Raw genomic sequence first — 26333 nt, 5'->3', positions numbered from 1 at the left:
ATCATATTAAAAAACCCAATCAAAAGATCATTGATTGGGTTTTAAACAGACTGAAAAAATAAAGATTATCGTTCGCGTAACGCTTCCTTCGCCTTATTGAATGGTTTCAACAGGTATTCAAGAATCGTTTTTTGACCTGTCTTAATATCAACCGTTGATACCATACCCGGCGTGATTGGGAAAGCTTGCCCAGCTTTGTTATAAAGTTTGTCTGAATCAGTACGAATATACACACGATAATAAAACTGATCTTGTTTAACTTCATCACGTAGCGTATCAGGAGAAATGACTGTTACCTCTCCTTTTAAGCCACCGTAAATTGAATAATCGTACGCAGTGATTTTAACTAAAGCTTCCTGTCCAGGATGAATAAATGCAATATCACGCGGTGAAATTCGCGCCTCAATTAAAAGTTGTTCATCCAATGGAACAATGGTCATCAACTTACCATTCTGAGGAATAACTCCACCCAAAGTCATCACATCAATTTCTTTCACTACACCGCGGACTGGTGCTTTAAAGATTGTACGATTCAGACTATCCGATTTACCTTTGATCACTTGTTGTTGAGTTTCGACATCCGTGCTCGCCTTAGATAATTCTTCACGTGCCTGAACATAGTACTGGTTACGAATATCGTTAATTTGGTTGGTCAATTCATTTGCTTGACGTTTTAAACGTAAAACTTCAACTTCACTCGCAGCACCTTTGGCAACAAGCGGTTCTGTCATTCTCAATTCTTGCTGAACTAACGTAAGTGCTTGCGTTAAGCCAGCAATGGATTCTTCCATATTGGCACGTCTAGAACGATAAAGCTGAGTTTCCTCAGCAACCAATTTTGGAATTTTTTGAACTGATTCTGGAAATACCAGTGGACCACCATTCACTTCCGCACGTAAACGCGCAGCTGTTGCTTGCGATGACAGTAGTAACGATTCTGATTCACCCACATTTGAAGCAAATCGTGTCGGATCAAGTTGAGCAAGGGTTTGCCCTTTTTCAACAATATCACCTTCTTTAACTTCAAGTTTGGTTAGAATCCCGCCCTCTAAAGATTGAATCACTTGTTCCTTAGAAGTTGGAACCACTTTACCTGTACCATTAGAAACTTCTTCAAGTTTGAAAATAGCTGCCCAAATAATGAGTGCAAGCAAACCCAGACCAATAATCCAAATCGTAATACTGACCTTCGGTAATGGTGGCTCTAACTGAGACACTTTTAATGAACGTTGTTGTTTTAATTCTTCGCTCATGATTTAGCCCCTGAATTTGCTTGTTGCTGGCCAGAATTATTTAAAATTTGATCACGTGGGCCATCCATAACGATACGACCATCATTCACCACAATAATACGATCCACTAACTCTAATACTGCACGGCGGTGGGTTGCCACAACCAATGTGCGATGTCCAAGCCAGTTCTTCATATGATCAATTAATTGTTTTTCAGATACATCATCAATCGCAGCTGTAGGTTCATCTAACAACAGAATATTTGGCTGACAAATGAGGAGTCTTGACAATAAAAGTGCCTGACGTTGTCCACCTGAGAAGCCGACACCACCTTCTAAAATAATATGATCCAATCCTTCTTTCTTTTCTTGAATGAAGTTAAGTGCACCGGTTACAGCAAGTGCTTTTAATAAATCATCATCGGTAGCTAAGGGTGCACCTAACGTTAAATTTTCTCTGACTGTACCAAAGAATAGGTGCGCATTTTGATTCAACAAACCTACGTCACGACGAACGTCCGATGGATCTAACAAGGTAATATCAATATTATCTAATTGAACCTTACCTTGAACTGCAGTTTGCATACCTGAAAGTAATTGAAGAATGGTCGATTTACCTGCACCGTTACGCCCAAGAATCGCAATTTTTTCACCTGGTTTAATTTCAAGTTTAGGAATAACGACACTTGGTTTAGGATCTTCTTCGCCGTATTTAAAGACCACACCATTTAATTCATAATGACCATCAAGTACTGATCGCTGAATCAATTGTGAACGCTCAGGATGGTCAACCTGTTTACTCATTAATTCATCAAGACTTTCTTTCGCTGTTTTAGCTTGCTGATAACGACCAAGAACACCTGTAACCTGTGCAATTGGCGCTAACATACGTGATGATAGAATCGAACATGCCACCAACGCACCGGTGGTCATTTCTCCATCCATTACCGCAAAACAACCCACCAATACTACAATTGCAAAGGTCAATCCCTGTAATTTTTGTGTCCAAAGATTCAATACGCCTACAATTTTACGTTGTTTCATGCTGATAGAAGCTGAAACATCATTCATGTGATTCCACTGATTTTGAAAGCGAGACTCTGCACGTAGCAGTTTAATATCTTCAATACCTTGAACAGCTTCAACGAGAATCGCATTTCGTATTGATGACTCACGCATACCCTCTTTAGCCAATTGCGCTAATTTTTTTTGCGCCAAAAGCCCTGGAATAATCATCAGCGGTACAACCACCAAAATTACCCAGAAAAGATTGCCACCAATAAGCCAAAAAATACCAAGAAACAGGAAGAAGAATGGTAAATCAGCAAAGGCGGTAATTGTTGTAGATGTTACAAGCTCACGCACACCTTCTAATTCACGAATTTGTGAAATAAACGTTCCCGTGGATTTAGATCGTTCACTATTTTTAATACGTAAAGCATGACCAAAGACCCGATCTGAGACTCTTAAATCCGCACGCTTACCAATCATATCTGAAAGAATTAATCGTGAGTATTTCAATGCGAATTCAAAGATTGCAGCAAGTAATACACCACCTGCCAGTACCCACAAGGTTGGAATAGATTGTGCTGGAATAACGCGGTCATACACATTCATCGAGAATACGATTGTCGCGAGTGCTAATACGTTTGCAAGCAATGATGCAAACATAATATCGATATAGCGTTTCCAATCGCGTAATACAATTTCCCAAAACCAATTTTTTTCGTACGGTTTAATGTATTCGTCAATACGCGCATCAGGTACTGAGGTTTCTGGTCTTAAAATATAGACTGAGTCGATGACATCTAACAATGTATCTACTGAAAATGTCTGTGCTAACCCTTCATCACCGCTCAGTTGAACACTTGCGTTACCTTGTGCATCTGCACGATCAATGACCCCAACTTGCCCATCTTTAAATCCGACCAATACCGGTAAACGCCACGGATTTAAAATATCGGGGCTAAAATCCACTTTACGGACATGCAAACCTACTTGGCGTGTCATAATTGCCAAGATGTCATCGACTGACTGGTTCTGATTCCAGTTTAGTTCTAAGCGAATACGTTCAGCAGAGGTTTCAATTCGATAATGACGTGCAACCGTCAGGACACCTTGTAACCATGGTTGATAATTTATTCTTGTATTCATGGTTTCAATTCTACCCCTTGAATGGTCAAATTATTAAGTTGATATACATCGCGGCTCTTACCAGAAGCGGCAATATATTGAACTAAGTTTTCATAAATATCATAACGTGCCGTTTCAATATCTGAATTTGAACGGTGAATCGCTTGTTCAGCATTTAAAAGATCAACAGCTGTACGAGTGCCAAGTTTATATTGTTCTTGATATAACTCTTTTGTTCTGACTGATGTCGCTTGTTGATCAATTAATACTTTCATTTGTCGCTGTTTATTTTCAACTTGTTCTTGAGCACGACGAATTTCATCAATTGTTTCTAAATAAACTGCATTTACTTTTGCTTTAGCAGCTTCTTCTGCAAACGATGCCGCACGACTGCGTGAACTAATTGCACCACCTTGGAAGAAAGTACTATTTGCTTCAAGCATAATAGAACTATCTGTTCCATCGTCTTGATTGTTATTCGGATTACGTCCGTTGACTGCTTGACTCAATGTACCTTTAACATTTAACGTAGGATAACGACTCAATTGAGTTTGTTTTTTTTCCAATTCTGCAACATCAACTTCAGCTTTGGCAGCCATCATTTTCGGAATTTCGTTAAACTTTGGCTCTGAATAAATATCTGAAGCCTTAATTAAACTCTCAGGTATCTCCCAGTTATATTTTGATATATCTGTTCCCATCAAAGTTCTAAGACGTTGTTTAAATACATTGAGCTGTGTTTCTTGCAGAATTAAATTTGATTGTGCAGATTCATAATATGATTGCGCTTGGATTGGATCGGCCTGACTGCTGATACCTGCCTCTGCACGTAAATTAGCAATTTCTCGGATTCGTGATATACCAGCAATTTGCTCACGTGCAATACGTGTAATTTCTTCATATCGCTTAATATTCACGATGGCAGAAGCCACTTCAAGAGCAATTTGGTCAATTGTGACAAGAACTTGAGCTTGGCTAAACTGCAACTTGGCTTCTTCTGTACTAACTAGTGATTTTTGTTTACCAAAGTCAAAAAGTAGTTGTGTCGCATTGACATTAAATAATTGACGCCCTCTTTCTCCTGAAGTCATATCTCCAGTTGAAACACCTGCACTCAACTGTGGGTAATAACCGGCTTTAGCAACATCAATAAATGCATTTTGTGATGCGAGTGAAGAAACACTTTGTGTCACTTCAGGATGTCTAGCTACTGCAATCTTAATCGCATCGTATAAGCTTAACGTTTGTTTATCAGCCGTACCATTCACAAGTGGCATCAAAGATACTGGAGCACTAGGCGAAGCTTGTGTCGTTATCACAGGCAATTGTTCGACCTGTTTAGGATCAAAGCTAAAATCACTCAGTTCATTTAACTTAACTTGTCTAAAGTCATCATCAGCTTTAGGTTTAAAAAACTGATCCATATTTGATTTTAATGCAGTTAAACTGAATTTTTTCTTTGCTTGAGGTTCAGCATTCACCGTATTGTATTTTTGTTCAGAGACGACTTGATCAGCTTTAGGCTTAATATTTACAACTGGCTTAATCGACTGCGATTGTTCAGATATTTTCGCTTTCTGCTCTATTGGTTTTGAATAAACAATTGTAGGTTTATTTACAGCCAAAGCACTAGTCGGTTGCTGAACGATCAAGTTTGGACGCTCAATTACATTCTGTGTTTCTAACTTATTATGAGAACCTGATTTAAAAGGCCAAAAAGCTTTGGCTTTAGATACAAGACTTTGACGATGTTCAACTTTCGCTACAGTTGAAGGTGGAGCTTGTAGCAAGTTGTTTTGGCTGTTGATTTGTTGATCATTAACAATCTTCGGTTTTGGTGTACTAGACACTTTCAATGAAGATTCACTCACCGATTTTTGTAAAGTAGGTGTCAAAACTTTTGTATTTGAAACATTGCCAGTAGCTTGGTGATGACCCTCATCCAACTTAGTTTTATCTTTGCCTATATTCCCAATAAATGTAAAGAGTTTACTTTTTGGTTTTTCTGTTTTGTCTTCTGAAACCGATGTTTCATTTTCTAGTAATTTTGCGTGTTGCGCGTCAATTAAAGATTCTGTTAGTTGATTTTGGATCTTTGGTTTAAGCGGTTTTAAAACCTGACGAGTGTCTTTAGTAGCGGGTTGTACAGTAGATGAAATAGTAGGTTTTAGAACATTTGGAGCTGAAGCCTCTTCAATATCCTGCTTTACCTTTGGCAGCAATACTTTTGGTTCAGATGCCGCTTTTTCACGCTTAACAAATGCAAAGAAAGATTTCTTTTGAGTCTTTTCCTTCGACTCATTCTGAGACTGCGAATTAGATAAAGGTATAGTGTTAACTTTAGCAATTTCATTTTCGACTATGTCGTCTAAATCAGGAACTTGTTCAATAACTTTAGGAACAAGAACCTGTTCTTTCACTTGCTCTTTCGAGATTTTGGATTTCGATTGGAATAATTTAAAACGTGGCTTTTCAAGCTGTTCAGGTATATCTTCAACAGTCTTTTTTTCCAAACTAAAATTGATTTTGGGTTTTTGTAATTCTGCTGATAGTGCACGTTGGGTATCGTCAATTGCTAGAGGAGCGATTGCATCTTCAGCATGTACTTGTGTCGCACATAAACTGATCGCAAACAGCGTGATATACCCCATATCCTTCTGACTTAATTGATGTTTAGCCACTTGTAATCTCTATTAAAAAGTGTGAACTACGTCACATAAAATCAATCGTATTCTACAATGATTTTTATATTATTTCTGCGTCAATTGTAAACTTACGATTTGTTTGAGTTAATTTACAGTCTAAATATCTATAAAACAACATTATTTTATAGATATCACACTATTTTTTTAAACTGTGAAATCATCACCTAAATAAACTTTACGGACAGTTTCATCCATAAGTACTTGATCTGGGGTCCCTTCTGCAATGACGGATCCTTCACTAACTATATAAGCATGCTCACAAATCGCGAGCGTTTCGCGAACGTTATGATCTGTAATAAGCACACCTATTCCTCGTTCTTTTAAATTGCGAATGATATCTTTGATATCACCTACAGAAATTGGATCTACCCCAGCAAAAGGCTCATCAAGGAGCATAAACTTAGGATCGGCGGCTAATGCTCGAGCGATTTCAGCACGGCGACGTTCCCCCCCTGACACACTCATCCCCAAAGAATCTTTAATATGTGTAATTTTAAAGTCTTCTAATAACTCTTGAAGTCTCTCTTTACGTTGTTGCTTATTAAGATCCTTCCGCGTTTCAAGAATCGCCATAATATTATCTGAAATACTCAATTTACGAAAAATTGAAGCCTCTTGTGGCAAATAACCAATTCCATGACGAGCACGCTCATGCATTGCAAGGTCCGAAAGATCAAGATTATCTAAGTGAATTTCACCTTTATCCATTCGAACCAGTCCGACTACCATGTAAAAGCTTGTCGTTTTTCCGGCCCCGTTCGGTCCAAGCAAACCAACAATTTGACCACTCTGCATGCTAAATGAAACATCTTTCACCACCCAGCGTTTACTATAAACTTTGGCAAGATGTTTAATTTTTAATGTTTGGATTGGTGATTCATCGACACTCATTAATCACGTACTCCAGAGAATGATTTTGAAGCAGAAGGAGGAATTATAATTTGTACGCGACCTTTTGAACTACCCGTTTCACTACTGCCACCGCCTACAACTTCGATATCACCCTTATTCATACTATAACGCAAAGTATTCCCACGAATACTTGCGCCATCTTGATACAAATATGCATTACCCGACAAAGTAATAATGCCTGTATCAGCGTTATATACAATTTTAGAGGCTTCACCACGTGCAATGCCACGTTTAGACTCTAATTGCTGTTGGAACTTTGCAGGAGAACCTGACGCATTTACTGAGCTAATTTGGCGATTGGCATTGAGATTAGCAACTATAGAGGCTGCATTTAACTTGAAAGTACCTTGTTCAACAGAAACATTCCCAATATAGGTCGTTATACCTGTTTTGTCATTATAGGTCGCACGATCAGCTAAAAGCATGATAGGTTGATTACGATCACTGGGCAATGCAAATGCCATAACAGAAATAGAACTGAGTGCCACCATTGCTATTGCTTTAAGCATTTTCGAACCTGATAAATAAGAAGGTTTAGTTTGGTGCATACTTTCCTCGAATATTTTTAAAATCGTACTGACCTTCATTCAAATCTGCTTCTAAGCCTTGGCTGACAAAATCTGCTTTTGGTGTTTGTACAGTAACTTGCTCAGATGTTTCAAGCTTTCTTGTTTTTGGATATCCTGTAAGCGCATCGGTTCGAAAAACCATTTTGCCCATTTCTCCTTGCTTGGTTGCAACAACATCTCCAGATAACACAATCTTCTCATTGTCATTGTAACCATGCGCTTGTTTAGCATAAAACGTAGCGTCTTCTACATTATCAGTAAACATGCTGGCATTTAAATTCTGCAAGCTTGATGTTTTCTGTTTCATATCTTGGTTCAGCTCATCCACTGTAGCCTTAACATAAAGCATGCCTTTTTCATCAGTTTGCAAAAGATTAATATTCTTTGCTGAATATGTCATCGATTGAGCGGATGAACCCTCTAATTTTTTCCCTTTACCGCTGTAATAATAATAGCCACCACTTATAGCAGCAACAATAACAGCAGTAATGTATAAAACTTTAGTATCCATAAATCATCAACTATATTCAGCGTTCATATCAACTGCATATTAATGCGTTACAGCCAAATATTTTTCAAGAAGTTCATGGTAAACCCCTTTTGACAACAATAACATGTCACAAATTTCACGCACAGCGCCACGACCACCATAAGCTTGGGTTACAAGGTCTGCACGACGACGAACTTCAACATGACCATTTGGCACTGTTACTTTCATTCCCGCAATCGCAAAAGCTGATAAATCTGGCCAATCATCCCCCATATACAAGCAATCTTCTGGTTTTAAACCCAGTTGCGTACAAGCTTGCTGTAAGGCAGTCCCTTTGTCTTCACGCCCCTGATAAACTAAGTCTACACCTAGATCATTCATACGCTTTGCCACAATATTGCTTTGGCGACCGGTAATAATGACAACTTTAATTCCAGCTTGCTGAACAAGTTTCATCCCAAGTCCATCACGAATATCAAATGACTTAATTTCATCACCTGAGTTCGTCAACGTTACAAAACCATCACTTAGAATACCATCCACATCCAAAACCAACGCTTCGATATGTCGTGCTTGTTCTAACAATACATAAGATGCCATGAATTAATTTACCCCAGCTTGAATTAAATCGTGCATGCTAATCACACCAATCACTTGTTTGGCATCATTGACTACTACAAATTGATTGATTTTTTTAGCATTCATTTGCTCTAGCGCTTCAACCGCTCTTGCTTCTTGTGAAATGGTTAGAGGATTTTCAATCATAACCTTTGATACAGCAAGATTAACATCAAAACCTTGTTGCTTATCAATGAGACGTCGCAAGTCACCATCCGTAAATATACCTAACAGAACATCATTTTCATCCACAATTGTGGTTAATCCGAGACGTTTGTTTGATATTTCGTATAAAACTTTATTCATTGGTGTATCTGGTGAAACTTTTGGTAGAGAGTCACCCACGTGCATCAGATGTTTAACATGCAACAGTAATCGCTTACCGAGTGCACCAGCTGGATGCGACATGGCAAAATCATTTGCAGTAAATCCACGCGCTTCAAGTAAAGCAACAGCCAAAGCATCACCTAAAGCTAAAGTCGCTGTCGTGCTTGAAGTTGGTGCCAAACCTAATGGGCATGCCTCTTGAATATGACCAAGTGTAAGCGCAACATCAGCGTTCTGTGGCATTGGTCCACGGTCATCACCTGAAATTGTTATCAATGGCACACCCAAATGTTTGATGAGTGGCATTAACATCATGATTTCATCACTTTTACCAGAGTTTGAAATCGCGATCAGCACATCTCCACGCACTAACATCCCGAGATCACCATGACCAGCTTCACCTGGATGCATAAAGAAAGACGGAGTTCCTGTTGATGCAAATGTTGCAGCCATTTTTCGACCGATATGACCAGATTTCCCCATACCAGTGACCACTAAACGACCTTGACACTGTAGGATAATTTGACATGCTTGGGAAAAACGATCATCAATCTGACTGGATAGTACCGATAAAGCTTGACGCTCAATCTCTAAGGTTTCTTTTGCAACCTTTTGAAAATCAATTGGATATGTAGTATTTTCAGAATTCAAATCTGGGCACCTTGAGGCTGGATTCAGCCACAATTTCAATCATTAAATTATTCTTCATATATTAACATAAGCATGCAAGTATCTTTTTCTTAAATGTATAAATTTCATTTGCATAGATTTTTTACGCATAAAACTTTGTGAAAGATAAGCCTTAGGTTAAGATGAACCACCATTTTTTTAGCTTTTTGAAGACCTATGCAACCATTTGTTCTATATAACTCAGAGCAACGAAAAAAAGTTGAGTTTGTACCACGCAAAGCAGGACATATTGATATGTATGTCTGTGGGATGACAGTTTACGACTACTGTCATATTGGTCATGCTCGGGTTATGGTTGCATTTGACTATATTATTCGTTTTCTTCGTAGCCAAGGTTGGAAAGTTAAATATATTCGCAATATTACTGACATTGATGACAAAATCATTGCACGTGCAAATGAAAATGGTGAAAGCATTACAGCACTCACTGATCGCTTTATTCAGGCAATGAATGAAGATGCTGCTAATTTAGGATGCTTGGCACCTGATGAAGCACCTCGTGCGACAGAGTATATCGATCAAATGCAAAATATGATTGGTACTTTGGTCAATAATGGCACTGCATATCCTGCGTCAAACGGTGATGTGTACTTCGAAGTTGAAAAATTTAAAAAATACGGGCGTCTATCTGGTCGTAAACTCGAAGACATGCAAGCAGGTGCTTCCGAACGAGTCGATGTTGAAGTTGAAAAGAAACATCCTTTCGATTTTGTGCTATGGAAGCATGCAAAAGAAAATGAACCTTCTTGGAAATCTCCTTGGGGGAATGGTCGTCCAGGTTGGCATATTGAATGTTCAGCAATGTCTACATGTTGCCTTGGTAATCATTTTGATATTCATGGTGGTGGGTCTGACTTGACCTTCCCCCATCACGAAAATGAAATCGCACAAAGTGAAGCTGCAACTGGCGAACAATATGTAAACTATTGGATGCACGTAGGCTTTATCAATGTCGATGGTGAAAAAATGTCTAAATCTTTAGGCAATTTTTTCACGATTCGCGATGTCATGGAAAAATTCCATCCTGAAGTTATTCGTTACTTTATCGTTTCATCACACTATCGTAGCCCTGTGAATTTTTCTGATACTGCGCTTAAAGAAGCTAAAAACACATTAAGTCGTTTTTATCATTCATTTAAAGCATATCAACAGATATATGGTGCCGAAATTAATTCGCAATACGATGAAGCACTCGTTGAAAAGTTTAATGCAGCAATGCGGGATGATTTCAACACATCAGAAGCGATTGCCGTACTTTTTGAAATCAATAAAGAATTAAATCGTGCCGTAAAAGACGAAATTGCTGAACAGGCGGCCATATATTATGCCACCTTGCGCCATCTGACCAATATCTTAGGTCTTGTTCAACATAATGTTGATGAATTCCTAAAATCAGATATTGGTCAAGAAAGCTTATCTTTGAGTAATGATGAAATTGAAGATCTCATTCAACAACGCAAAGATGCCAAGAAAGAGAAAAACTTTGCACGTGCAGATGAGATTCGCCAAAATCTTCTTGATCAAGGCATTGTACTTGAAGATACGCGTCAAGGAACTTTATGGCGGCGTGCTGATTAATTCATCAATTAAATTTTGGAAGTGTTGACAGGGTGTGCAAAATCACTATAATTCACACCATATTGCGGGAATAGCTCAGTTGGTAGAGCACAACCTTGCCAAGGTTGGGGTCGCGAGTTCGAGTCTCGTTTCCCGCTCCAAAATTTTAAAAGCTTCATTCGAAAGATTGAGGCTTTTTTTTATTGACTTAGATTCTCAAATAAAGTCGACCTAGATTAAATTATTGGAAAGAGTCAATTGAACACTTCAACAATACATGTAACAGACAAATTATTTTAAAAAATGAGATTTAAATGAAAGGTTAGAAACCAAAAATTTAGAAATCGATTACTGTATTAATGCAAAACAATAGTTTCAGCTATTATAGTTAGTAATAGTCTTGCACATATTAATTTTAAGGCACTGAAAAATTAGGTCCAAACACGGAATCAGTTCTTAGTAATGCTAATGCATGGTAGGGCTACCCTAATGAAACTGAAATGTTCTGTCAGGCAAGCATTTTCTTTTTAAAGTCTAATCACCAACTAAATAGTTCAACCGTGATACTTACTCATATATGGAAACACGTAGCAAATACAAATAAGCTAGAATACACATTAGCAATTCGTTTTGGATTAGAACATGATGTTCACCACATGAGAATCTATTATCTGCAATAAGCTACCACACAAGAATTTACGTTCTCTTTCAGGAATATTTAAAAAAAGTGTTGTGAAAGAAGCAGCATTAATCGTTGCAGAATTTAAAAGTCATGAGTTTAAAACTAGGTTTGGAACAACTTTCGCTATTCAAGATCTGATTGGACTCAAGGGTACTTTAGATGATCTTAATATTAGTGTTGTAATGGCTTGTGCGGCAGTTTTACAGATGAAAAATAGTGGTGAGAAAATCAACCGCTCAATGTACAAATTACTCTTCAACCAAGATTATAATCCAAAAATGCTAAAGGTTTTAGCTGAACAAGGAATTTATCCTGATGCTTAAAAATTCACATTTATTAATAGTTACTATTTTAACTGCTGCATTGTTTTCTACTGGATGTAATTCATCGCCTTCACTTCAACAAGAAGTGGATATTCAAGCAAGTTTTTTACCTACAATGTTACGTATTGATGGAAATATTTTTGCTTTAGCTAATCAAACCTCCCCAAATAATTTAACAATGGAGTTATTCGAATCTACTCTTTTAAAAGCAACTATGCTTCGTAAGTATGAAAAAGAAGCCAAAAATAACTTCAGTCTAGAAAAAGATCGTAATCCTGTAGAGCTTAACTCAATGTGCTTAATGACTAAATTTCTACTCAATAAATCTTACATTGAAAAAGCTAATTTTAACTCGGAGTTCTATGAAGATATTTATGGTTGGATTAATACCAAAAATAAACTTTGGTCAAATTTATTGAAAGATACTACCGCTGGAACGTTTGAATATCCATGTATCGTAAAACAATCAAATATCCCGAACTAGTTCATTCTTATGTTGCAATTAAGCACTTATAAAGTGCTTTTTTATTGACTTAGATTCTCAAATAAAGTCGACCTAGATTAAATTATGAGAAAGAGAAAAGAGGAACTAACTGACCAAAGTCAAAGTTGCTCCACGCCCAATCACTCTCGAACTAGCAAAGGTTTTCATCTTAAATTCACGCTTTTTTTGATAAAATTAATCACTTTAATGTACTTTTTTAGGCTAAAAGCATGAGATTAAATGCTGACTTCTCTCAACCTGTGATGATTACTCCAGAGGATTATCAATGGGTTCAATCCCCAAGAGGCGAAGTTAAACGAATGATGTTCGATCGTGTTGGCCTAGAACAAGCAAGAGCAACCAGCTTAGTTGAGTTCCCTTCAAATTCTCAGTTCCCAGAGCATCAACACCCCTTTGGTGAAGAAGTTCTAGTGTTAAACGGGACTTTTACTGAAGATGATCATCAGCACTATCCATCTGGATGGTATATGCGAAATCCTCACCTTTCTAAACATATTGTCTCGAGCGTAGATGGATGTCTGATCTTGGTGAAACTCATGCAAATGTCTGAAGAAGAAAAATTAGCTACCCGAATTGATACTCGTGACGAGCGAAACTGGACCTATTTAAACAACAGAAAGATTTGCCAACTGTTTCAATCTGAGCATGAACACACCTTTCTCGAAAAACTCGAAAGCCAACAATTTTTCGAATCAACATATCATAACGGTATTGAAATTTTCATGATCGAAGGTGAATTGGTGATGAATGAACGACATTATTCAGCTGGTTCGTGGATGAGGTTTCCGACTCAACATCGTATTGAATTCAAAGCAGGTGCTTCTGGCGCTTTGATTTATGTAAAAAAAGATCATTTAAAAAATATATAAACCCAAAAAAACCCAATACATTATTGGGTTTTTAAGCTAGTGCATTGATTAAGACTCATCATATGCGCTTTTTTTCCAGACACCCATATCAATAAGCTTCTGAATTTGCTTATCAATCACTTCCGCTTTATATTCGTCGTGATGTCCCTGTTTTTGCTGCAAATACAAATTTTTAGGATATATATTATTTTTATAAATTAATTGTGCGCATTCTGAACGTATATCTTTCATCCAATTGGTCACCTGAGCGTGTGTACGATGATAACGAAGTGCCTCAATATCGACTACACCAGTCACATAGGTAGATCCATTGGTATCATGCTGTTTACCCACTATTTTACCTTTATGGTCCACAATCATAGAAAGACCACCACCACAATCGATCGGTGCTAATGTATTTCCATCAAGATACATTCCACCAATATTAGGTGCTACTACGTACATATTATTTTCTAAAGCACGAGCACGATTGGAGATTTCAAATACATCATTTTCCGTAAATGAAGCTGGTAAAGATGCACGATAGACGACTTCAGCACCATTCATCGCTAGGCCTCGACCATTTTCTGGAAAATTACCTTCCATTGCCATCATGATGCCCAATCGACCAATTTCCGTATCAACTACTGGCCAAAATGATTGAAGCTCTTCGCCATATTTTTTTACCCACTCATCATACAAATCATGAGGTGATGCTGAACGCTCGCATGGCAATAAAGCAGACATTTTGTGGTGTTTTAAAATAATTTCGCCTTGAGGATTTATAATAAATCCGACATTGAACATAATGCCTGACCAATCCTCATTTTTAGCTTTGGCTTGCGCCATGATAAAAACATTATGCTTTTTAGCTAATTCACCTAAACGATCTGTTTCAGGGCCTGGTATATCGATCGCACCATCATCCAAGAATTCTTGAATATCAACATCGAGTGCTTCATCGTTGAAGCCCTGTAATGCTCCCTCTGGGAGAACCAACAGTCTTACTGGAATATCTAAAGAACTCAACCATAATGCACCGGATGTAAGTTCCTCTAAATGAGAGATATTTTTCATAATATCTGCTCTACAACTTGTGCCCCATATTGTTGGAACTAATCCTACTACACCATAAGGTTTGATCATTTTGTTTTCCTCTAAATCCATTCAGTTTTTTTAATGTACTTAAAAATTATCAGTGTGCTGATAATTATGCAAGTTCAAAAACCAAATAATTTAGAAAATTATTCTTCATTAATTTTTTTCATCCATTTCCTTACGATTCTTATTTCACTTTCACTAAAACCATCGACTAAAGAATCTTCTAAACGATCAATAGCATCACCACAATCTTCCATAAGTTTTTTCCCTAAATCTGTTATCTCAATTAATTGAATTTTCTTATTCGTAGAATGAGAAGTTTTGTAGAGAATATTTTGTTTTTCTAATTTTGAGATCATCAAATTTACTGTTTGCGGTGTTAATGAAGCAAAACGTGCTATTTCCGCATTTGTGAAACCTGGGTAAGTCAAAATAATTTTCAAAATTGTGAACTGTGGTGGAGTGATTGAATATTCAGCAAGTACACGCTCCATTTTTAAACGATATACATGGGATGTCTTTCTTAATAAAAATCCAAGGTAACCCGATTCATTATCAAATATTTCAGGTGAATTCGTATTTTTTTTAAACATACCTATTGCCCTTTTATAAAATCATAAATATTATCAGTATGCTGATAAAAAAGTATTTGAGTTTAACTTTGCATTATATATGACTAATGCTGCTGAAATTTGAATACCTAGTCACAGTTTAGCTAAAAAAATAATGGAATAAAAATCAAACCCTTAAGGATATAGGATACGAAAATGCAGAATACTCTAAATGCTGAAGAACCCGCTTCGGTCAAAAAAAATACGAGATACGCTTGGTACGTAGTCACACTATGTATGTTGGCTTATATATTTTCTTATATTGATCGACAAATTTTAGTCTTGATGATTGAACCGATCAAAGCAGATTTAAATTTAACTGATACTCAGTTTAGTCTATTGCACGGTTTAGCTTTTTCCCTATTTTACGCATTTATGGGATTGCCTATCGCTTATTTAGCAGACCGATTTTCCCGACCAAAAATTATTGCAATTGGCATTATTTTTTGGAGCTTAGCAACAGCGGCTTGTGGTCTAAGTAAAAACTTCATTCAACTTTTTCTTTCAAGAATGGGGATCGGCATTGGTGAAGCAGCATTATCACCCGCAGCATATTCCATGTTTAGTGATATGTTCAGTAAAGACAAATTAGGTAAAGCCGTAGGTATTTACTCCATTGGTTCTTTTATCGGTGGAGGGATGGCTTTTCTCGTTGGCGGCTATGTGATCAGCTTATTAAAAGATGCAACGTTTATTGATGTTCCTTTACTCGGCATGATGAAGGCTTGGCAAGTTGCCTTTATTCTGGTTGGATTGCCAGGCGTTTTTATTGGTCTTTTATTTATTTTAACAGTAAGAGATCCGCAACGAACAGGACAAAAACTCGATGCGTCAGGTAATGTCGTAAAAGTTAAATTTACGGATTCGTTTAAATTCTTAAAAAAGCACAGTAAGACATTTACTTGTCACTACATGGGCTTCACATTCTATGCAATGGCATTGTTTTGTGTCATGAGCTGGTCACCTGCATTTTATATGCGTAACTTTGGTCTAAGTCCTGTTGAAACAGGTTATATGTTAGGAACGATTCTACTTATCGCAAACACATCTGGCGTTTTCTTTGCAGGCTGGTTAACTGATTATCTGACAAGTAAAGGTCGACGTGATGCTGCAATGTATGCTGGTTATTTAGGTGGTTTAGGAATTATCTTACCTATTATTAGCTATACATTAGTAGACTCACTGTGGTTATCTGTTGCTATTTTTACAGTGGCTATGTTCTTTGCATCTTTCCCAATGCCAACCTCAACAGCAGCTATGCAAATTTTAGCTCCAAATCAATTACGAGCTCAAATTTCTGCAATTTTCTTGTTAATCAGTAGCTTAATTGGTTTAGGTATTGGAACAACTTTAGTCGCATTAATTACCGATAAAGTATTCGGGGATACCAACATGGTGGGTTATTCAATTTCAATCGTAGGTGGATTCTCAGCATTATTGACTATTATTTTACTCAAAACAGGATGTAAACATTTTGTGAAAAGTCTAGATGTAGAAAAAGATGAAATGGTCAGATAAGACGTGATTTGAGCAAAATTACATAAAGCATTTTCTAAAATCTAAGCTCAGATTTAGTTTATTTTAGAAAAAGAACTCGAACATCTGTTCGAGTTCTTTTTTCTCAACTGAGAGTCAATAATGATTAAACTAAGCAAAGGTAGAAAAAAATAATCAACACCTACTTCTTGCAAGCCAAAGCCGCATTATGATGATGACCCATGTCCGATGCCCGATTAAATAAAGATAAACGACGTATCCCCTGTCAGATCTAGGCTTTCAACATTTTTCGTTTGAAGAGCAGATTATTCTCCCTCAACAACTTGAATAGAAATCACTCTCAAATTTACTAAAATGCGTTCAGGACTCCTGAATAAGGAAAACTCACTTCCAGAAGCTGATTTAACTTAACTCATTCAAAGTGTGAATATTGTTAGACGATATGAAGCCGAACCATATAGCACGTGAGTGAAAAAAAATATTGATTAGGTGATCAATCGAATTAGACTGTAATTATTTTTTATACTCATCTCTAAATCAGATTCAGTCTTATAACTTTTGAGTAATCGCAAAAAAAAGACTCGGCCTTAAAAGTCCGAGTCAGGTTGTAGTCAAATATTGAGCATTTTTATGAAAGATTTACTTTTTGAATACCATTTCTACCTGGGAAATCCTTGGCTAAAGATCGGGCATTAGGCATTTTTAACCATAATCTTAATAATTTTCTTCGCTTTGAGATGTCTTCATCATCTATAAATGATGATCGTGAATGCATTACACAATAGTTATTACAGAACTGCATATCACCCGGTTCAAGCATCATATCTAGCCTGAGATCAGGATCTTGTATGTATTGATCGAAAATATCAAGCGCATCGACTTGAACTCTGGATAAAGGGATTCCTTTTCGCTCATGTCCTAGTTCAATATATGCTCTTAAGTATCGACAACTTAATTTATTGTCATAAAAGCTAAATATAGGCGTGAGTGTTGGTTCAGAGTCACCAAGATGATCACAATAAGTCGGATGATAATAATAACCTAGATATTCAGGATAATTTTCTAAAATTCTATTGTAGACTGTGGCAGCACTGACGAGACTACTTAATCCTCCATTCTTTGCTTTTCTAATTGATAGCAATCCAACTACGTCAGATAAGTCAGTGTGGTAAGGGAGATATGCGTTTGTTTCATAAACTCGCGTTGATTTGTTGTTAAGATCACCAACGTTTTCTACTTTACCCAATAAATCGCCTTTAGGATTTTGGGTAACGGGTTGACCCATATACATGCCAATTAAATAGTAAATAATCTCCAATTGGCGTTCACTAAATTTAGAGACATCTAAACCTTTTAATAGAAAGAAACCATATCCATTCTCAAGCTCATCGGCATATTTTTTAAATTCAGATAAAACTTGTGGATTATTAATCGTTAAATGCGTGTTATTCAATTGATCAATTTCTAGATCTTGTTGTTCTATCAATTGCAAATTTTGGCTTAATTCATGAAGCATTTCTTCGCTTAAATAATAAATCCAATCTGTCTGATTTTTTAGGTCTTTGCCCACCCATGCCGACTTATGACTGATTTTCTCTTTTAATATCGTATTCATCGCAATCTATCCCTGAACTAGTGTTTGTTTTCCTGCATTTTTCGAACCATTGCATTAAAAAATTTATCTGCGAAAGCACTTTCTTGAATTAACATTTGAGTTAAGTCTGCACACTTCTGTTTTACGATATGATCTAATTCAACATCGTCACCACGCATTGAATCCGCCTGGCATTGTATTTCTGCGGCTCGTTGAACTGTCCAGAGTAGGAAAAAAGCTTTTTCAATCGTACTCTCTCCCACAGCTACACCATGATTTCTAAGTACCAGAATGTGATGATCACCTAAACTTTTGATCATTCTTTGTTTTTCTTCTTCGAATAAGGTAATGCCTTCAAAGGCATGATAGCCTACCCGACCATATAACTGCGCACCATAAAAATTGTCATTTTTAAAGCCATCTTTCTTTTGTGCAATGGCACTGATTGGTGTGGTATGTGTATGTATTAAACATCGAATATCATCACGAGCACCATGAACAGCACTATGTAAAGCAAATCCTGCAGAATTGGCATCATATTCAGAATGAATTACTTTATTACCATTTAAATCTACTTTTAATAAATTTTCGGGTGTGATTTCCGTATAGTTCAAGCCGAAAGGATTTACTAAATAATAGTGTTCAGCTCCTGGTAAGCGCGCTGAGACATGATTAAAAATTGTTTCCGTCCAACCAAAATAATCAATAAGGTGATAACAATTCGCTAATTTAACTCTGAGCTCCCATTCAGCTTCAGAGACATTCAATACATTATTTTTCATCTTCATTATTCCTTGTTCTGGCTTGTTCGCTTAAATAGACCGTTAATTCATATATAAGTTTGGATGTCGGCATCGGACATTCATAAGCATCTGCCAATTCAAATACAGCTTCTGCAATGGGTGCTAACTCTAAAGGGCGATGATTTTTGTAGTCATGCCACATTGATGTATATGTTTCCCCCATCTCTGAACCTAACTTTAAAAATGTGTTTGGGTCGATATTGATACGAGCGCCATAGCAAGCCGCAACAGCTCGAACTTCATATAAAATTTGTTGAGTAATTCGAATTAAATTTTGATCAGCATAAATTTTACTTAGCGGAGCATCAGCCACAACCGATAATGGATTGGAGCTCAAGTTAGCCATAACCTTGGTCCAAATTTGATCTCGGATGTTTTCTACGGGTCGTGCTTCGATACTTGTATTTTCAAACAATTCAACAAGCGCATCTAATCGTTCAGTCATTTGATGACTCGGCTCACCAAAGATCAACAAATATGGATTGTCTGATTTGACCTCATTTCCATTGACACTTTGCGCTGTAATAAATACGACAGCGCCAATTAAATGTTCTAATGGAAAATGGTCATTTAAAACGCCCTGTTGATCTAAACAATTTATGCTTGAATGTTCAGAGTTATTCTCTAAACCGTAAAAATACCAAAAGGGTATGCCATTCATTAACGGCACGATGACTGTCGCGTTATGCATATAACGCTTCAGCTGAGTTGAGATTTCGTATAAAGCGTTAAACTTCGTTGCTATAAAGATAAAATCCTGTTTTTCAATGCATTCTTCAGTATCCACAATTCGAGATGGATGTACTTGAAATTCACCCAGTACATCTTTTAAATGAATCCCTTTTTGCTTTAGCGTTTCGACTTTTTCCCCTCGCGCTAAAACAGTGACTTGGTGTCCTGCTAGCGTTAATCTAGCAGCAACTACACAGCCTATGGCTCCAGCACCATATACCAAAATTTTTTTTGACATCCATTCAAAACCCTGAAAAGCGTATAAGTAGTTATGTTCTAAATAGCTAATACGTCTTGATGCTTACTATTAATTCCTAAGTAACTTTCGATGATTCTTGGATCTTCAACTAAATCAGAGCCCTTTCCTTCCATTGAAAGCTCTCCCATTTCTAAGACATAAGCATAATCTGCAAGTTTTAAAGCAGCTCTAGCATTCTGCTCAACTAACAAGATAGACACGCCATGTCCTCTTAATTGGTCAATCACCTTAAAAATTTCTCGGGTGATGAGTGGCGCTAATCCCAAACTCGGCTCGTCAAGCATCAACAATTTAGGTTTAGCCATGAGTGCACGACCTACTGCAAGCATTTGTCGTTCACCACCAGAAAGTGTTCCTGCTTGCTGAGATCGTCTTTCTTTCAAACGAGGAAAAATGTCATACACTTCATCTAAAGTGCTGAAAATTTCTTTGTCTCTTTGGCGATAGCGTTGAAAAGCGCCAAGCATAAGATTGTCTTCAATAGACATTGTGCCAAATAACTCCCGTTTTTCAGGCACTAATCCGAGCCCACGAATGACCATTTGCTCAACCTGTGGACATTGCTCCACATGCCCATCGAAATCGACGTTTCCTTTAGAACCCAGCACCCCCATAATTGCAGACAATAAAGTTGTTTTACCCGCACCATTTGGACCAACAACAGAAACAATTTGGCCTTGATTTACACGCATATTAAAATTTGAAAGCGCTTCGACTTTTCCATAAGCAACACTCAAATTATTTAATTCTAGCAGAGGCGTGCCCTCTTGATTTCCAAGCATTGTGATCATGCAGCACCTCCTAAATAAGCTTCCAATACAGCTTCATTTTTTTGAATTTCTTCTGGTAATCCTTCAGCAATTTTTTGACCGAACTCCATGACCACAATTCGGTCTGCGAGATTCATGACAAAGTCCATATCATGCTCGACCAAGAGAATTGCCATACCTTCAGCACGTAATTTAGATAGAAGTTCAGCTAAGGCTTGTTTCTCTTTAAATCTTAATCCTGCTGCGGGCTCATCAAGTAGTAATAAGCTTGGGTTCGCACATAAAGCACGTGCAATTTCTAAAATACGTTGCTGCCCGAGTGCCAAACTGCCAGCTTCGACATACAAATATTCTCCAAGCCCTACACGTTCTAGTTGATATTTAGCCTCATTGAGAAGTTCATTTTCTTCAACTCGATCAAGAAGTAACATGGATGAGATGACACTTTTTTCTCCGCGCAAATGTGCACCTATGGCTGTATTTTCTAATACAGTCATTTCAGGCAATATTTTTACGTGTTGGAATGTGCGACTTAATCCTAATTTGGCAATTTCTCTGGATGGTATGCCATTTATTTTTTTACCTTTAAATAAAACTTCACCACTTGTTGGAACATCTACACCTGATATTTGATTGAACATGGTACTTTTACCAGCACCATTCGGACCAATTAAAGCGAGAACCTCTCCAGCGTGAATTTTCAGATTCATTTCATTGTTCGCAACTAAGCCACCAAATTTTTTCGTGATGTTCTTCGCATCTAATATCAATTCACCCTTGTTGATTTGATTTTCTACTTTGTCCATTTGAGGAATGGGGTGGATTGAAGGATATAAATCTACAGGCTTATATTTATTTGGGATCAACTTAGTAATAAATGACCAAATCCCTGATGGTGCTTTTTGCATCAATACAACAATGATTAATCCAAATACGATTGTTTCATAATGACCTTGTCCGCCAAAAATAATAGGCAAAGCGTCTTGCAACCATTGGCGTACCATGGTGAATATGCCTGCACCTAATATTGCCCCCCAAATACTACCGACACCGCCTAACAACGCCATAAACAAGTAGTCGATACCCATTTGGAGTCCAAAAGGTGTCGGGTTAATAAAAGTTTGCGTGTGTGCATAAAGCCACCCTGAAATTGATGCAAAAATTGCAGCAATCACAAAGATGATCATTTTTGCTCTAAACGTATTTACGCCCATAGACTCAGCCATTACTTGTCCGCCTTTCAAAGCACGGATTGCTCGACCCTCTCGAGAATTTAAAAGATTTTTTGTCAAAATAATGGCAATAAATACAATGAGCCAAATGAGGTAGAACATTTTGTTGCCGTTATCAAAGGCAAATCCTGCGATAGAAATAGAGGGAATATTCGAAATTCCAGAATGCCCACCTAAAGTTTCAATGGTCGAAAAGAAATAATAAAGTGAAATGCCCCAAGCGATCGTACCTAAAGGCAGATAATGCCCTGAAAGTTTAAGTGTTAAGCCACCCACCAAAATCGCAGATGCGACTGTAATGACTATTCCGAGCAGAAGTCCAAACCAAGGATTGCCACCTGTCCATGCGAGGAAACTTGGTAATTGTTCAGTCACAGTTAAGTAAGCAGTTGCGTATGCGCCAATTCCAACTAAGGCTGCTTGACCAAATGTAGTCATGCCTCCAACGCCTGTCACCAATACAAGACCTAACACGACTAATGCATTTAGACCAATATAGTTCAATAAAGTGACTTGATAGGTCGGTAAAAAAAATGGGCTGATGAATACAATTAGCGCAAATATAAAGAAATAAGTTTTTGATTTCATTCTTCATCCTCCTCAACATGACGAGTTGTGAGTGATTTCCAAAGTAAGAAAGGAATAATTAATGTAAAGACGATGATTTCTTTGTAATCACTTGCCCAAAACATGGAGAAAGACTCAATAACACCAACAATCACGGCACCAATTGCTGCGACTGGGAAGCTGATTAGTCCTCCAATGATTGCCCCTACAAATCCCTTCAGACTTAAAATAAATCCTGAGTCGTAATACAGGGTTGTGATCGGTGCAATTAAAATGCCTGATAACGTTCCGATAAATGTAGCTAAAACAAAAGTCAGTTTGCCCGCAAAGATTGGAGAAATACCCATGAGCTGTGCACCGACTCGATTGACAGCGGTTGCATGCAAAGCCTTACCATAGAGTGTTTTTTCAAAGAAATACCAAAGCACTAAAATCATCACAAAGAATGAAACGATAATGATCAAAGTTTGACTGCTTAAAACAAGAGTCCCAATCTCAAAGCTTTTGTCACTAAACGGTTGTGTTTGAGCACCATTTGGACCGAATATCACGAGTCCTAAACCGACTAATGCCACATGAACCGCTATCGACACGATCAATAAAACTAAAGGTTTGGCTGCCACTAAAGGTTGAAAAAAAGCGCGATACATTTGAGGACCAAGCGGTGTAATCACAGCCAAAGTCAATAAAACTTGAATTGGCATTGGAAGCGTCGCTAAAGGTAGTGTGTACATCGCGATAACGATCAAAGAAATATAAATCAATGACGCAATAAAAATTTTGATATTAAATATTTGATTTTTAAAAAATTTAGCGTATAAATCCAGACTTGTATTGACAATAAAAAACGCAACGACCAGCCAAACTATTAAGCTTGGAATACCTGCTTGAATGGATGCCAAAGTCAATGCACCAAATACAGCAAATTCACCCAATGGAATAAGTAATATCCGAGTGACAGTAAAAACTAAAATGATACATAGCGCTAATAATGCATAAATAGCACCACTGGTAATACCATCCTGCCCCAAAATTAACGCGATATTTAAATCCATAACATCTTCCTACCCTTTTTTGAGGATGAATTTACCTAGAGCGATATATGCATATCGCTCTGAGTTCATTTATGAAAAGCTAAATTTACTTCAGTAGTTTCCACTGACCATTTTTAACAATGATCATTTCACGCCCACGCTTGTCAAATCCACTATGATCAGATGGGCTCATGTTATACACGCCTTGAGTTCCTGCGACTTCTTTTGTAGATTCCAATGCATCACGTAGAGCTTCACGGAATTGCACGGTGCCAGGCTTTGCTTTTTTCAAAGCAGTCGGTACAGCTTTTTCAAGCAAAATACCTGCGTCATACACATTTGCCCCGAAGGTTGCAGGTGTTTGTTTATATTTTGCTTTATAATCATTGATATATTTAGTAGCAATTTTCTTAGAAGGATGTGTATTAGATACTTCATTTAAAACAAGCATTAAACTGGCAGCTAAAATCGTATTTTCTACTTTCTTGCCACCCATTTTTAAATATTGATCTAAAGCCGCACCATGCGTTTGATAAATTTGCCCTCGATAGCCTCGATCATATAAAGCAGTTTGTGGAGGCACTGCTGAACTGCCAGGTGCTGCAACTAGAATTGCCTGTGGTTTTTTACTTATGAGTTTTAACGCTTGACCAGTTAGAGAGGTGTCTTGACGTTGAAATGATTCTTGAGCAACGATTTTAATCCCATTTTTCTTTGCTAAATTCGCTAAGACTTTTCCCCAGTTTTCTCCATACGGATCAGCAGTACCGATAAATCCTAGAGTTGTAATTTTTCGCTTCACCATATCTTGCACAAGCGCTTCTGCGATGATTTCATCATTCTGAGTGGTCTTAAACACCCATTTTTTTTGATCCGTCATTGGCATGACTATCGTAGAAGTACCAACAGGTGCAAGAAGAGGTACTTTCGCTTTAGCAATTGTCCCTATCACTGCAGAAGCATTTGGTGAACCAGAAGGACCAATAATTGCATCAACTTTGTTTTCTTTAATTAGTTTCTCGACAGCTTTGACAGATGCTGTAGGATCACTCGCATCATCAAGAGAAATATATCGAACATTTTCATTACCAATTTTTTTAGGTAATAAAGCAACTGTATTTTTTTGTGGTATACCTACCATTGCTACAGGTCCGGATGATGATGTCACAACTCCAATCGTGATATCAGCTTGAGCATAAGTGGCAATTGCGATTAAGCTTGTTGATAATAATAATTTTTTAAACATCATATAATCTCCAGTTTGTCCATTAACTGTTTATGTAATTAGAATTTATAGCTATATGTAGTAATGATTCGATTTTCAACAAAATCATTACCATTGGTTGTTCCTGCACCATATTTAGTAGTCGTGTCGATATACCTCCATTCTATACCCAACCCTTTAAAAGACCCTTCTGGAACGGTATAGCCGACAATGAAATTAGCTTCAGTCTCTTTATTATCTGGTAGGCCATTACGCTCTATGTTCGTGCCATATAAATAACGCAAAGTCGTTCTTAAACCCGGCAAACCAACATTTTTAAAGTCATAAGAATAAAGTGCATGATAAGTAAGTTCTTCAGGTTTGATGAAACCTAAAGTTGACCAAGTATGTAGGAAAGGTTGAGGAGCGAATCCATCAAATGTTGGAAAATTGGTATCACCGGAATTTTTTTGAACACCTGCAGCAAAACTATGTGAGCCATTTTGAATGTTGGCCTGAACGCCAAATGTTTTGCTATCTATATTTCCATAGTATTTGTCACCAGCTTCACTGTTATGGAAATAACGTGCATCTAATTTGATTTTAGAGTCGCCAATTTGAGTGTTATATGCTGCATTTAGATAATGTTGGTTATAAATATCTTCCAACTGACCAAACCAGTAAGAGCCTGAAATTTTAGGGCTAAAATTATAGTCTAAACCAACATAACTTAAACCATTACTTTCTATTCTCGCTTTACCTGGTGCAAACAAGCTTAGTTTTTCAAACTCATCATCATTACGCGCGTTTATATGAGTGATTCTTCCAGCTGAAAATTTTAAATTTTGAATCGCTTTCGTTTCAAATGCCGCACCAGCATATGTTGTCACCAACTGACGTGAATCATCAATAAATGCAACAGGTGTTCTTGGCGAAAGTTCCCCAACTAATAGCTCAGAATCTTTATATTTCAGCTTTAAGGTTGCACCAAATTTATTATAACTACGTTCTTGCTCATTTTTTATGGGATCAAATGGTAAGATCGAATCAGACCTTTCAGCATTGTGATTTGATAATCTTAGTGCGTAACTTGAAGTCACGTCAAAACCCACCTGAACGGGTGTATTGGTATAACCTGAACTAAACTTTAGACCTAATGCTTGTGACCAACTACCAACATCAGGCTGTGTTGTGTTATTTCGATCAATAAAGAAATTTCTTAAATTTATTGTCGTTTGACTATCTTTTACCAAGTCCGCATAAACTGCTGTATTACAGCAAATTGCTAGTATTGCAAATGTAGGTAACTTTTTCACTCAACTTCCCCTTAGTTTTTACT

23 protein-coding genes and 1 tRNA gene are annotated in these 26333 nt (G+C 37.3%); 6 read left to right on the top strand and 18 right to left on the bottom strand.

What is annotated here, in order from left to right; genetic code table 11:
* Window positions 1–65: 65 nt before the first annotated feature.
* The 8 genes from AC1M9C_RS10830 to AC1M9C_RS10795 form a co-directional block, all read right to left on the bottom strand.
* Window positions 66–1253 carry an HlyD family type I secretion periplasmic adaptor subunit gene (locus tag AC1M9C_RS10830; RefSeq protein ID WP_035266373.1) on the bottom strand — a complete coding sequence of 396 codons (1188 nt, stop codon included), beginning with the start codon at window positions 1251–1253 and terminating at the stop codon, window positions 66–68.
* Entirely contained in the window at window positions 1250–3385 is a 2136-nt protein-coding gene (locus AC1M9C_RS10825; protein ID WP_481587669.1) for a type I secretion system permease/ATPase, read from the bottom strand. The genes AC1M9C_RS10830 and AC1M9C_RS10825 overlap by 4 nt, the downstream gene beginning before the upstream one ends.
* On the bottom strand, window positions 3382–4788 hold the full coding sequence (locus AC1M9C_RS10820) for a TolC family outer membrane protein (RefSeq protein ID WP_481587693.1): 1407 nt from the start codon (window positions 4786–4788) through the stop codon (window positions 3382–3384). The genes AC1M9C_RS10825 and AC1M9C_RS10820 overlap by 4 nt, the downstream gene beginning before the upstream one ends.
* Window positions 4789–6213: 1425 nt before the next feature.
* Window positions 6214–6960, bottom strand: a complete 747-nt coding sequence (gene lptB / locus AC1M9C_RS10815) for an LPS export ABC transporter ATP-binding protein (RefSeq protein WP_481587670.1) — start codon at window positions 6958–6960, stop codon at window positions 6214–6216.
* Window positions 6960–7490 carry a lipopolysaccharide transport periplasmic protein LptA gene (gene lptA, locus AC1M9C_RS10810; protein WP_481587694.1) on the bottom strand — a complete coding sequence of 177 codons (531 nt, stop codon included), beginning with the start codon at window positions 7488–7490 and terminating at the stop codon, window positions 6960–6962. The genes lptB and lptA overlap by 1 nt, the downstream gene beginning before the upstream one ends.
* Before the next feature lie 25 nt (window positions 7491–7515).
* Window positions 7516–8061, bottom strand: a complete 546-nt coding sequence (lptC, locus tag AC1M9C_RS10805; RefSeq protein WP_481587671.1) for an LPS export ABC transporter periplasmic protein LptC — start codon at window positions 8059–8061, stop codon at window positions 7516–7518.
* 39 nt (window positions 8062–8100) lie between these two features.
* A complete protein-coding gene (locus tag AC1M9C_RS10800; protein ID WP_481587672.1) occupies window positions 8101–8640 on the bottom strand; it encodes a KdsC family phosphatase in 540 nt (179 codons plus the stop codon).
* Between the two features lie 3 nt (window positions 8641–8643).
* Window positions 8644–9636, bottom strand: coding sequence for a KpsF/GutQ family sugar-phosphate isomerase (locus tag AC1M9C_RS10795; protein ID WP_481587673.1), 993 nt, complete (start codon window positions 9634–9636; stop codon window positions 8644–8646).
* A 195-nt stretch (window positions 9637–9831) separates the two neighbouring features.
* Between AC1M9C_RS10795 and cysS the strand changes: the two genes are divergently transcribed.
* The 5 genes from cysS to AC1M9C_RS10770 all read left to right on the top strand — a co-directional run bounded on the left by cysS (window position 9832) and on the right by AC1M9C_RS10770 (window position 13611).
* Window positions 9832–11253: a cysteine--tRNA ligase gene (gene cysS, locus AC1M9C_RS10790; RefSeq protein WP_481587674.1), complete on the top strand. Its 1422-nt coding sequence runs from the start codon at window positions 9832–9834 to the stop codon at window positions 11251–11253.
* Between the two features lie 64 nt (window positions 11254–11317).
* Window positions 11318–11393, top strand: a tRNA-Gly gene (locus AC1M9C_RS10785).
* Window positions 11394–11964: 571 nt separating this feature from the next.
* Window positions 11965–12237 (top strand): hypothetical protein, encoded by a 273-nt coding sequence (locus tag AC1M9C_RS10780; protein WP_481587675.1) that lies wholly within the window; start codon window positions 11965–11967, stop codon window positions 12235–12237.
* Window positions 12230–12721, top strand: coding sequence for a hypothetical protein (locus AC1M9C_RS10775; RefSeq protein WP_481587676.1), 492 nt, complete (start codon window positions 12230–12232; stop codon window positions 12719–12721). The genes AC1M9C_RS10780 and AC1M9C_RS10775 overlap by 8 nt, the downstream gene beginning before the upstream one ends.
* 230 nt (window positions 12722–12951) lie before the next feature.
* Entirely contained in the window at window positions 12952–13611 is a 660-nt protein-coding gene (locus tag AC1M9C_RS10770) for a cupin domain-containing protein (protein WP_481953673.1), read from the top strand.
* A gap of 48 nt (window positions 13612–13659) precedes the next feature.
* On the opposite strand, the gene AC1M9C_RS10765 is transcribed toward AC1M9C_RS10770, so the two are convergent.
* Entirely contained in the window at window positions 13660–14736 is a 1077-nt protein-coding gene (locus tag AC1M9C_RS10765; protein WP_481953672.1) for a nitrilase-related carbon-nitrogen hydrolase, read from the bottom strand.
* Between the two features lie 98 nt (window positions 14737–14834).
* Complete coding sequence (locus tag AC1M9C_RS10760) at window positions 14835–15284, bottom strand: MarR family winged helix-turn-helix transcriptional regulator (RefSeq protein WP_481593660.1); 450 nt, start codon at window positions 15282–15284, stop codon at window positions 14835–14837.
* A 174-nt stretch (window positions 15285–15458) separates the two neighbouring features.
* Between AC1M9C_RS10760 and AC1M9C_RS10755 the strand changes: the two genes are divergently transcribed.
* A complete protein-coding gene (locus tag AC1M9C_RS10755; RefSeq protein ID WP_179999577.1) occupies window positions 15459–16820 on the top strand; it encodes a spinster family MFS transporter in 1362 nt (453 codons plus the stop codon).
* Between the two features lie 607 nt (window positions 16821–17427).
* On the opposite strand, the gene AC1M9C_RS10750 is transcribed toward AC1M9C_RS10755, so the two are convergent.
* The 8 genes from AC1M9C_RS10750 to AC1M9C_RS10715 all read right to left on the bottom strand — a co-directional run bounded on the left by AC1M9C_RS10750 (window position 17428) and on the right by AC1M9C_RS10715 (window position 26310).
* Window positions 17428–18414: a TauD/TfdA family dioxygenase gene (locus AC1M9C_RS10750; RefSeq protein WP_481953671.1), complete on the bottom strand. Its 987-nt coding sequence runs from the start codon at window positions 18412–18414 to the stop codon at window positions 17428–17430.
* Window positions 18415–18431: 17 nt separating this feature from the next.
* Window positions 18432–19175, bottom strand: a complete 744-nt coding sequence (locus AC1M9C_RS10745; protein ID WP_481953670.1) for a class II aldolase/adducin family protein — start codon at window positions 19173–19175, stop codon at window positions 18432–18434.
* Window positions 19165–20166, bottom strand: coding sequence for a ketopantoate reductase family protein (locus tag AC1M9C_RS10740; protein WP_481953669.1), 1002 nt, complete (start codon window positions 20164–20166; stop codon window positions 19165–19167). Before AC1M9C_RS10740 ends, AC1M9C_RS10745 begins: the two co-directional genes overlap by 11 nt.
* A 38-nt stretch (window positions 20167–20204) precedes the next feature.
* Window positions 20205–20978, bottom strand: coding sequence for an ABC transporter ATP-binding protein (locus AC1M9C_RS10735; protein ID WP_481953668.1), 774 nt, complete (start codon window positions 20976–20978; stop codon window positions 20205–20207).
* Window positions 20975–22777, bottom strand: a complete 1803-nt coding sequence (locus tag AC1M9C_RS10730) for a branched-chain amino acid ABC transporter ATP-binding protein/permease (protein ID WP_092767697.1) — start codon at window positions 22775–22777, stop codon at window positions 20975–20977. The genes AC1M9C_RS10735 and AC1M9C_RS10730 overlap by 4 nt, the downstream gene beginning before the upstream one ends.
* Entirely contained in the window at window positions 22774–23811 is a 1038-nt protein-coding gene (locus tag AC1M9C_RS10725) for a branched-chain amino acid ABC transporter permease (RefSeq protein WP_481953667.1), read from the bottom strand. The genes AC1M9C_RS10730 and AC1M9C_RS10725 overlap by 4 nt, the downstream gene beginning before the upstream one ends.
* Before the next feature lie 85 nt (window positions 23812–23896).
* Window positions 23897–25036: an ABC transporter substrate-binding protein gene (locus AC1M9C_RS10720; RefSeq protein ID WP_481587680.1), complete on the bottom strand. Its 1140-nt coding sequence runs from the start codon at window positions 25034–25036 to the stop codon at window positions 23897–23899.
* A gap of 38 nt (window positions 25037–25074) precedes the next feature.
* Window positions 25075–26310 carry an OprD family outer membrane porin gene (locus AC1M9C_RS10715; protein ID WP_035266345.1) on the bottom strand — a complete coding sequence of 412 codons (1236 nt, stop codon included), beginning with the start codon at window positions 26308–26310 and terminating at the stop codon, window positions 25075–25077.
* Window positions 26311–26333 lie beyond the last annotated feature (23 nt).

Source organism: Acinetobacter sp. 24-47-39, assembly GCF_056783825.1.
Note: the sequence above shows the minus strand (reverse complement) of the source record. Positions and strands in the feature narration are given on the sequence as shown.

Excerpts from the sequence above, each read along its gene's own strand:
- AC1M9C_RS10760 (WP_481593660.1), bottom strand. The coding sequence starts at position 15,284 with ATGTTTAAAAAAAATACGAATTCACCTGAAATATTTGATAATGAATCG.
- AC1M9C_RS10820 (WP_481587693.1), bottom strand. The coding sequence starts at position 4,788 with ATGGATCAGTTTTTTAAACCTAAAGCTGATGATGACTTTAGACAAGTT.
- AC1M9C_RS10770 (WP_481953673.1), top strand. The coding sequence starts at position 12,952 with ATGAGATTAAATGCTGACTTCTCTCAACCTGTGATGATTACTCCAGAG.
- AC1M9C_RS10730 (WP_092767697.1), bottom strand. The coding sequence starts at position 22,777 with ATGAAATCAAAAACTTATTTCTTTATATTTGCGCTAATTGTATTCATC.
- AC1M9C_RS10755 (WP_179999577.1), top strand. The coding sequence starts at position 15,459 with ATGCAGAATACTCTAAATGCTGAAGAACCCGCTTCGGTCAAAAAAAAT.
- lptB (WP_481587670.1), bottom strand. The coding sequence starts at position 6,960 with ATGAGTGTCGATGAATCACCAATCCAAACATTAAAAATTAAACATCTT.
- cysS (WP_481587674.1), top strand. The coding sequence starts at position 9,832 with ATGCAACCATTTGTTCTATATAACTCAGAGCAACGAAAAAAAGTTGAG.
- AC1M9C_RS10830 (WP_035266373.1), bottom strand. The coding sequence starts at position 1,253 with ATGAGCGAAGAATTAAAACAACAACGTTCATTAAAAGTGTCTCAGTTA.
- lptA (WP_481587694.1), bottom strand. The coding sequence starts at position 7,490 with ATGCTTAAAGCAATAGCAATGGTGGCACTCAGTTCTATTTCTGTTATG.
- AC1M9C_RS10720 (WP_481587680.1), bottom strand. The coding sequence starts at position 25,036 with ATGTTTAAAAAATTATTATTATCAACAAGCTTAATCGCAATTGCCACT.
- AC1M9C_RS10825 (WP_481587669.1), bottom strand. The coding sequence starts at position 3,385 with ATGAATACAAGAATAAATTATCAACCATGGTTACAAGGTGTCCTGACG.
- AC1M9C_RS10745 (WP_481953670.1), bottom strand. The coding sequence starts at position 19,175 with ATGAAAAATAATGTATTGAATGTCTCTGAAGCTGAATGGGAGCTCAGA.
- AC1M9C_RS10750 (WP_481953671.1), bottom strand. The coding sequence starts at position 18,414 with ATGAATACGATATTAAAAGAGAAAATCAGTCATAAGTCGGCATGGGTG.
- AC1M9C_RS10800 (WP_481587672.1), bottom strand. The coding sequence starts at position 8,640 with ATGGCATCTTATGTATTGTTAGAACAAGCACGACATATCGAAGCGTTG.
- AC1M9C_RS10725 (WP_481953667.1), bottom strand. The coding sequence starts at position 23,811 with ATGGATTTAAATATCGCGTTAATTTTGGGGCAGGATGGTATTACCAGT.
- AC1M9C_RS10775 (WP_481587676.1), top strand. The coding sequence starts at position 12,230 with ATGCTTAAAAATTCACATTTATTAATAGTTACTATTTTAACTGCTGCA.
- AC1M9C_RS10765 (WP_481953672.1), bottom strand. The coding sequence starts at position 14,736 with ATGATCAAACCTTATGGTGTAGTAGGATTAGTTCCAACAATATGGGGC.
- AC1M9C_RS10735 (WP_481953668.1), bottom strand. The coding sequence starts at position 20,978 with ATGATCACAATGCTTGGAAATCAAGAGGGCACGCCTCTGCTAGAATTA.
- AC1M9C_RS10740 (WP_481953669.1), bottom strand. The coding sequence starts at position 20,166 with ATGTCAAAAAAAATTTTGGTATATGGTGCTGGAGCCATAGGCTGTGTA.
- lptC (WP_481587671.1), bottom strand. The coding sequence starts at position 8,061 with ATGGATACTAAAGTTTTATACATTACTGCTGTTATTGTTGCTGCTATA.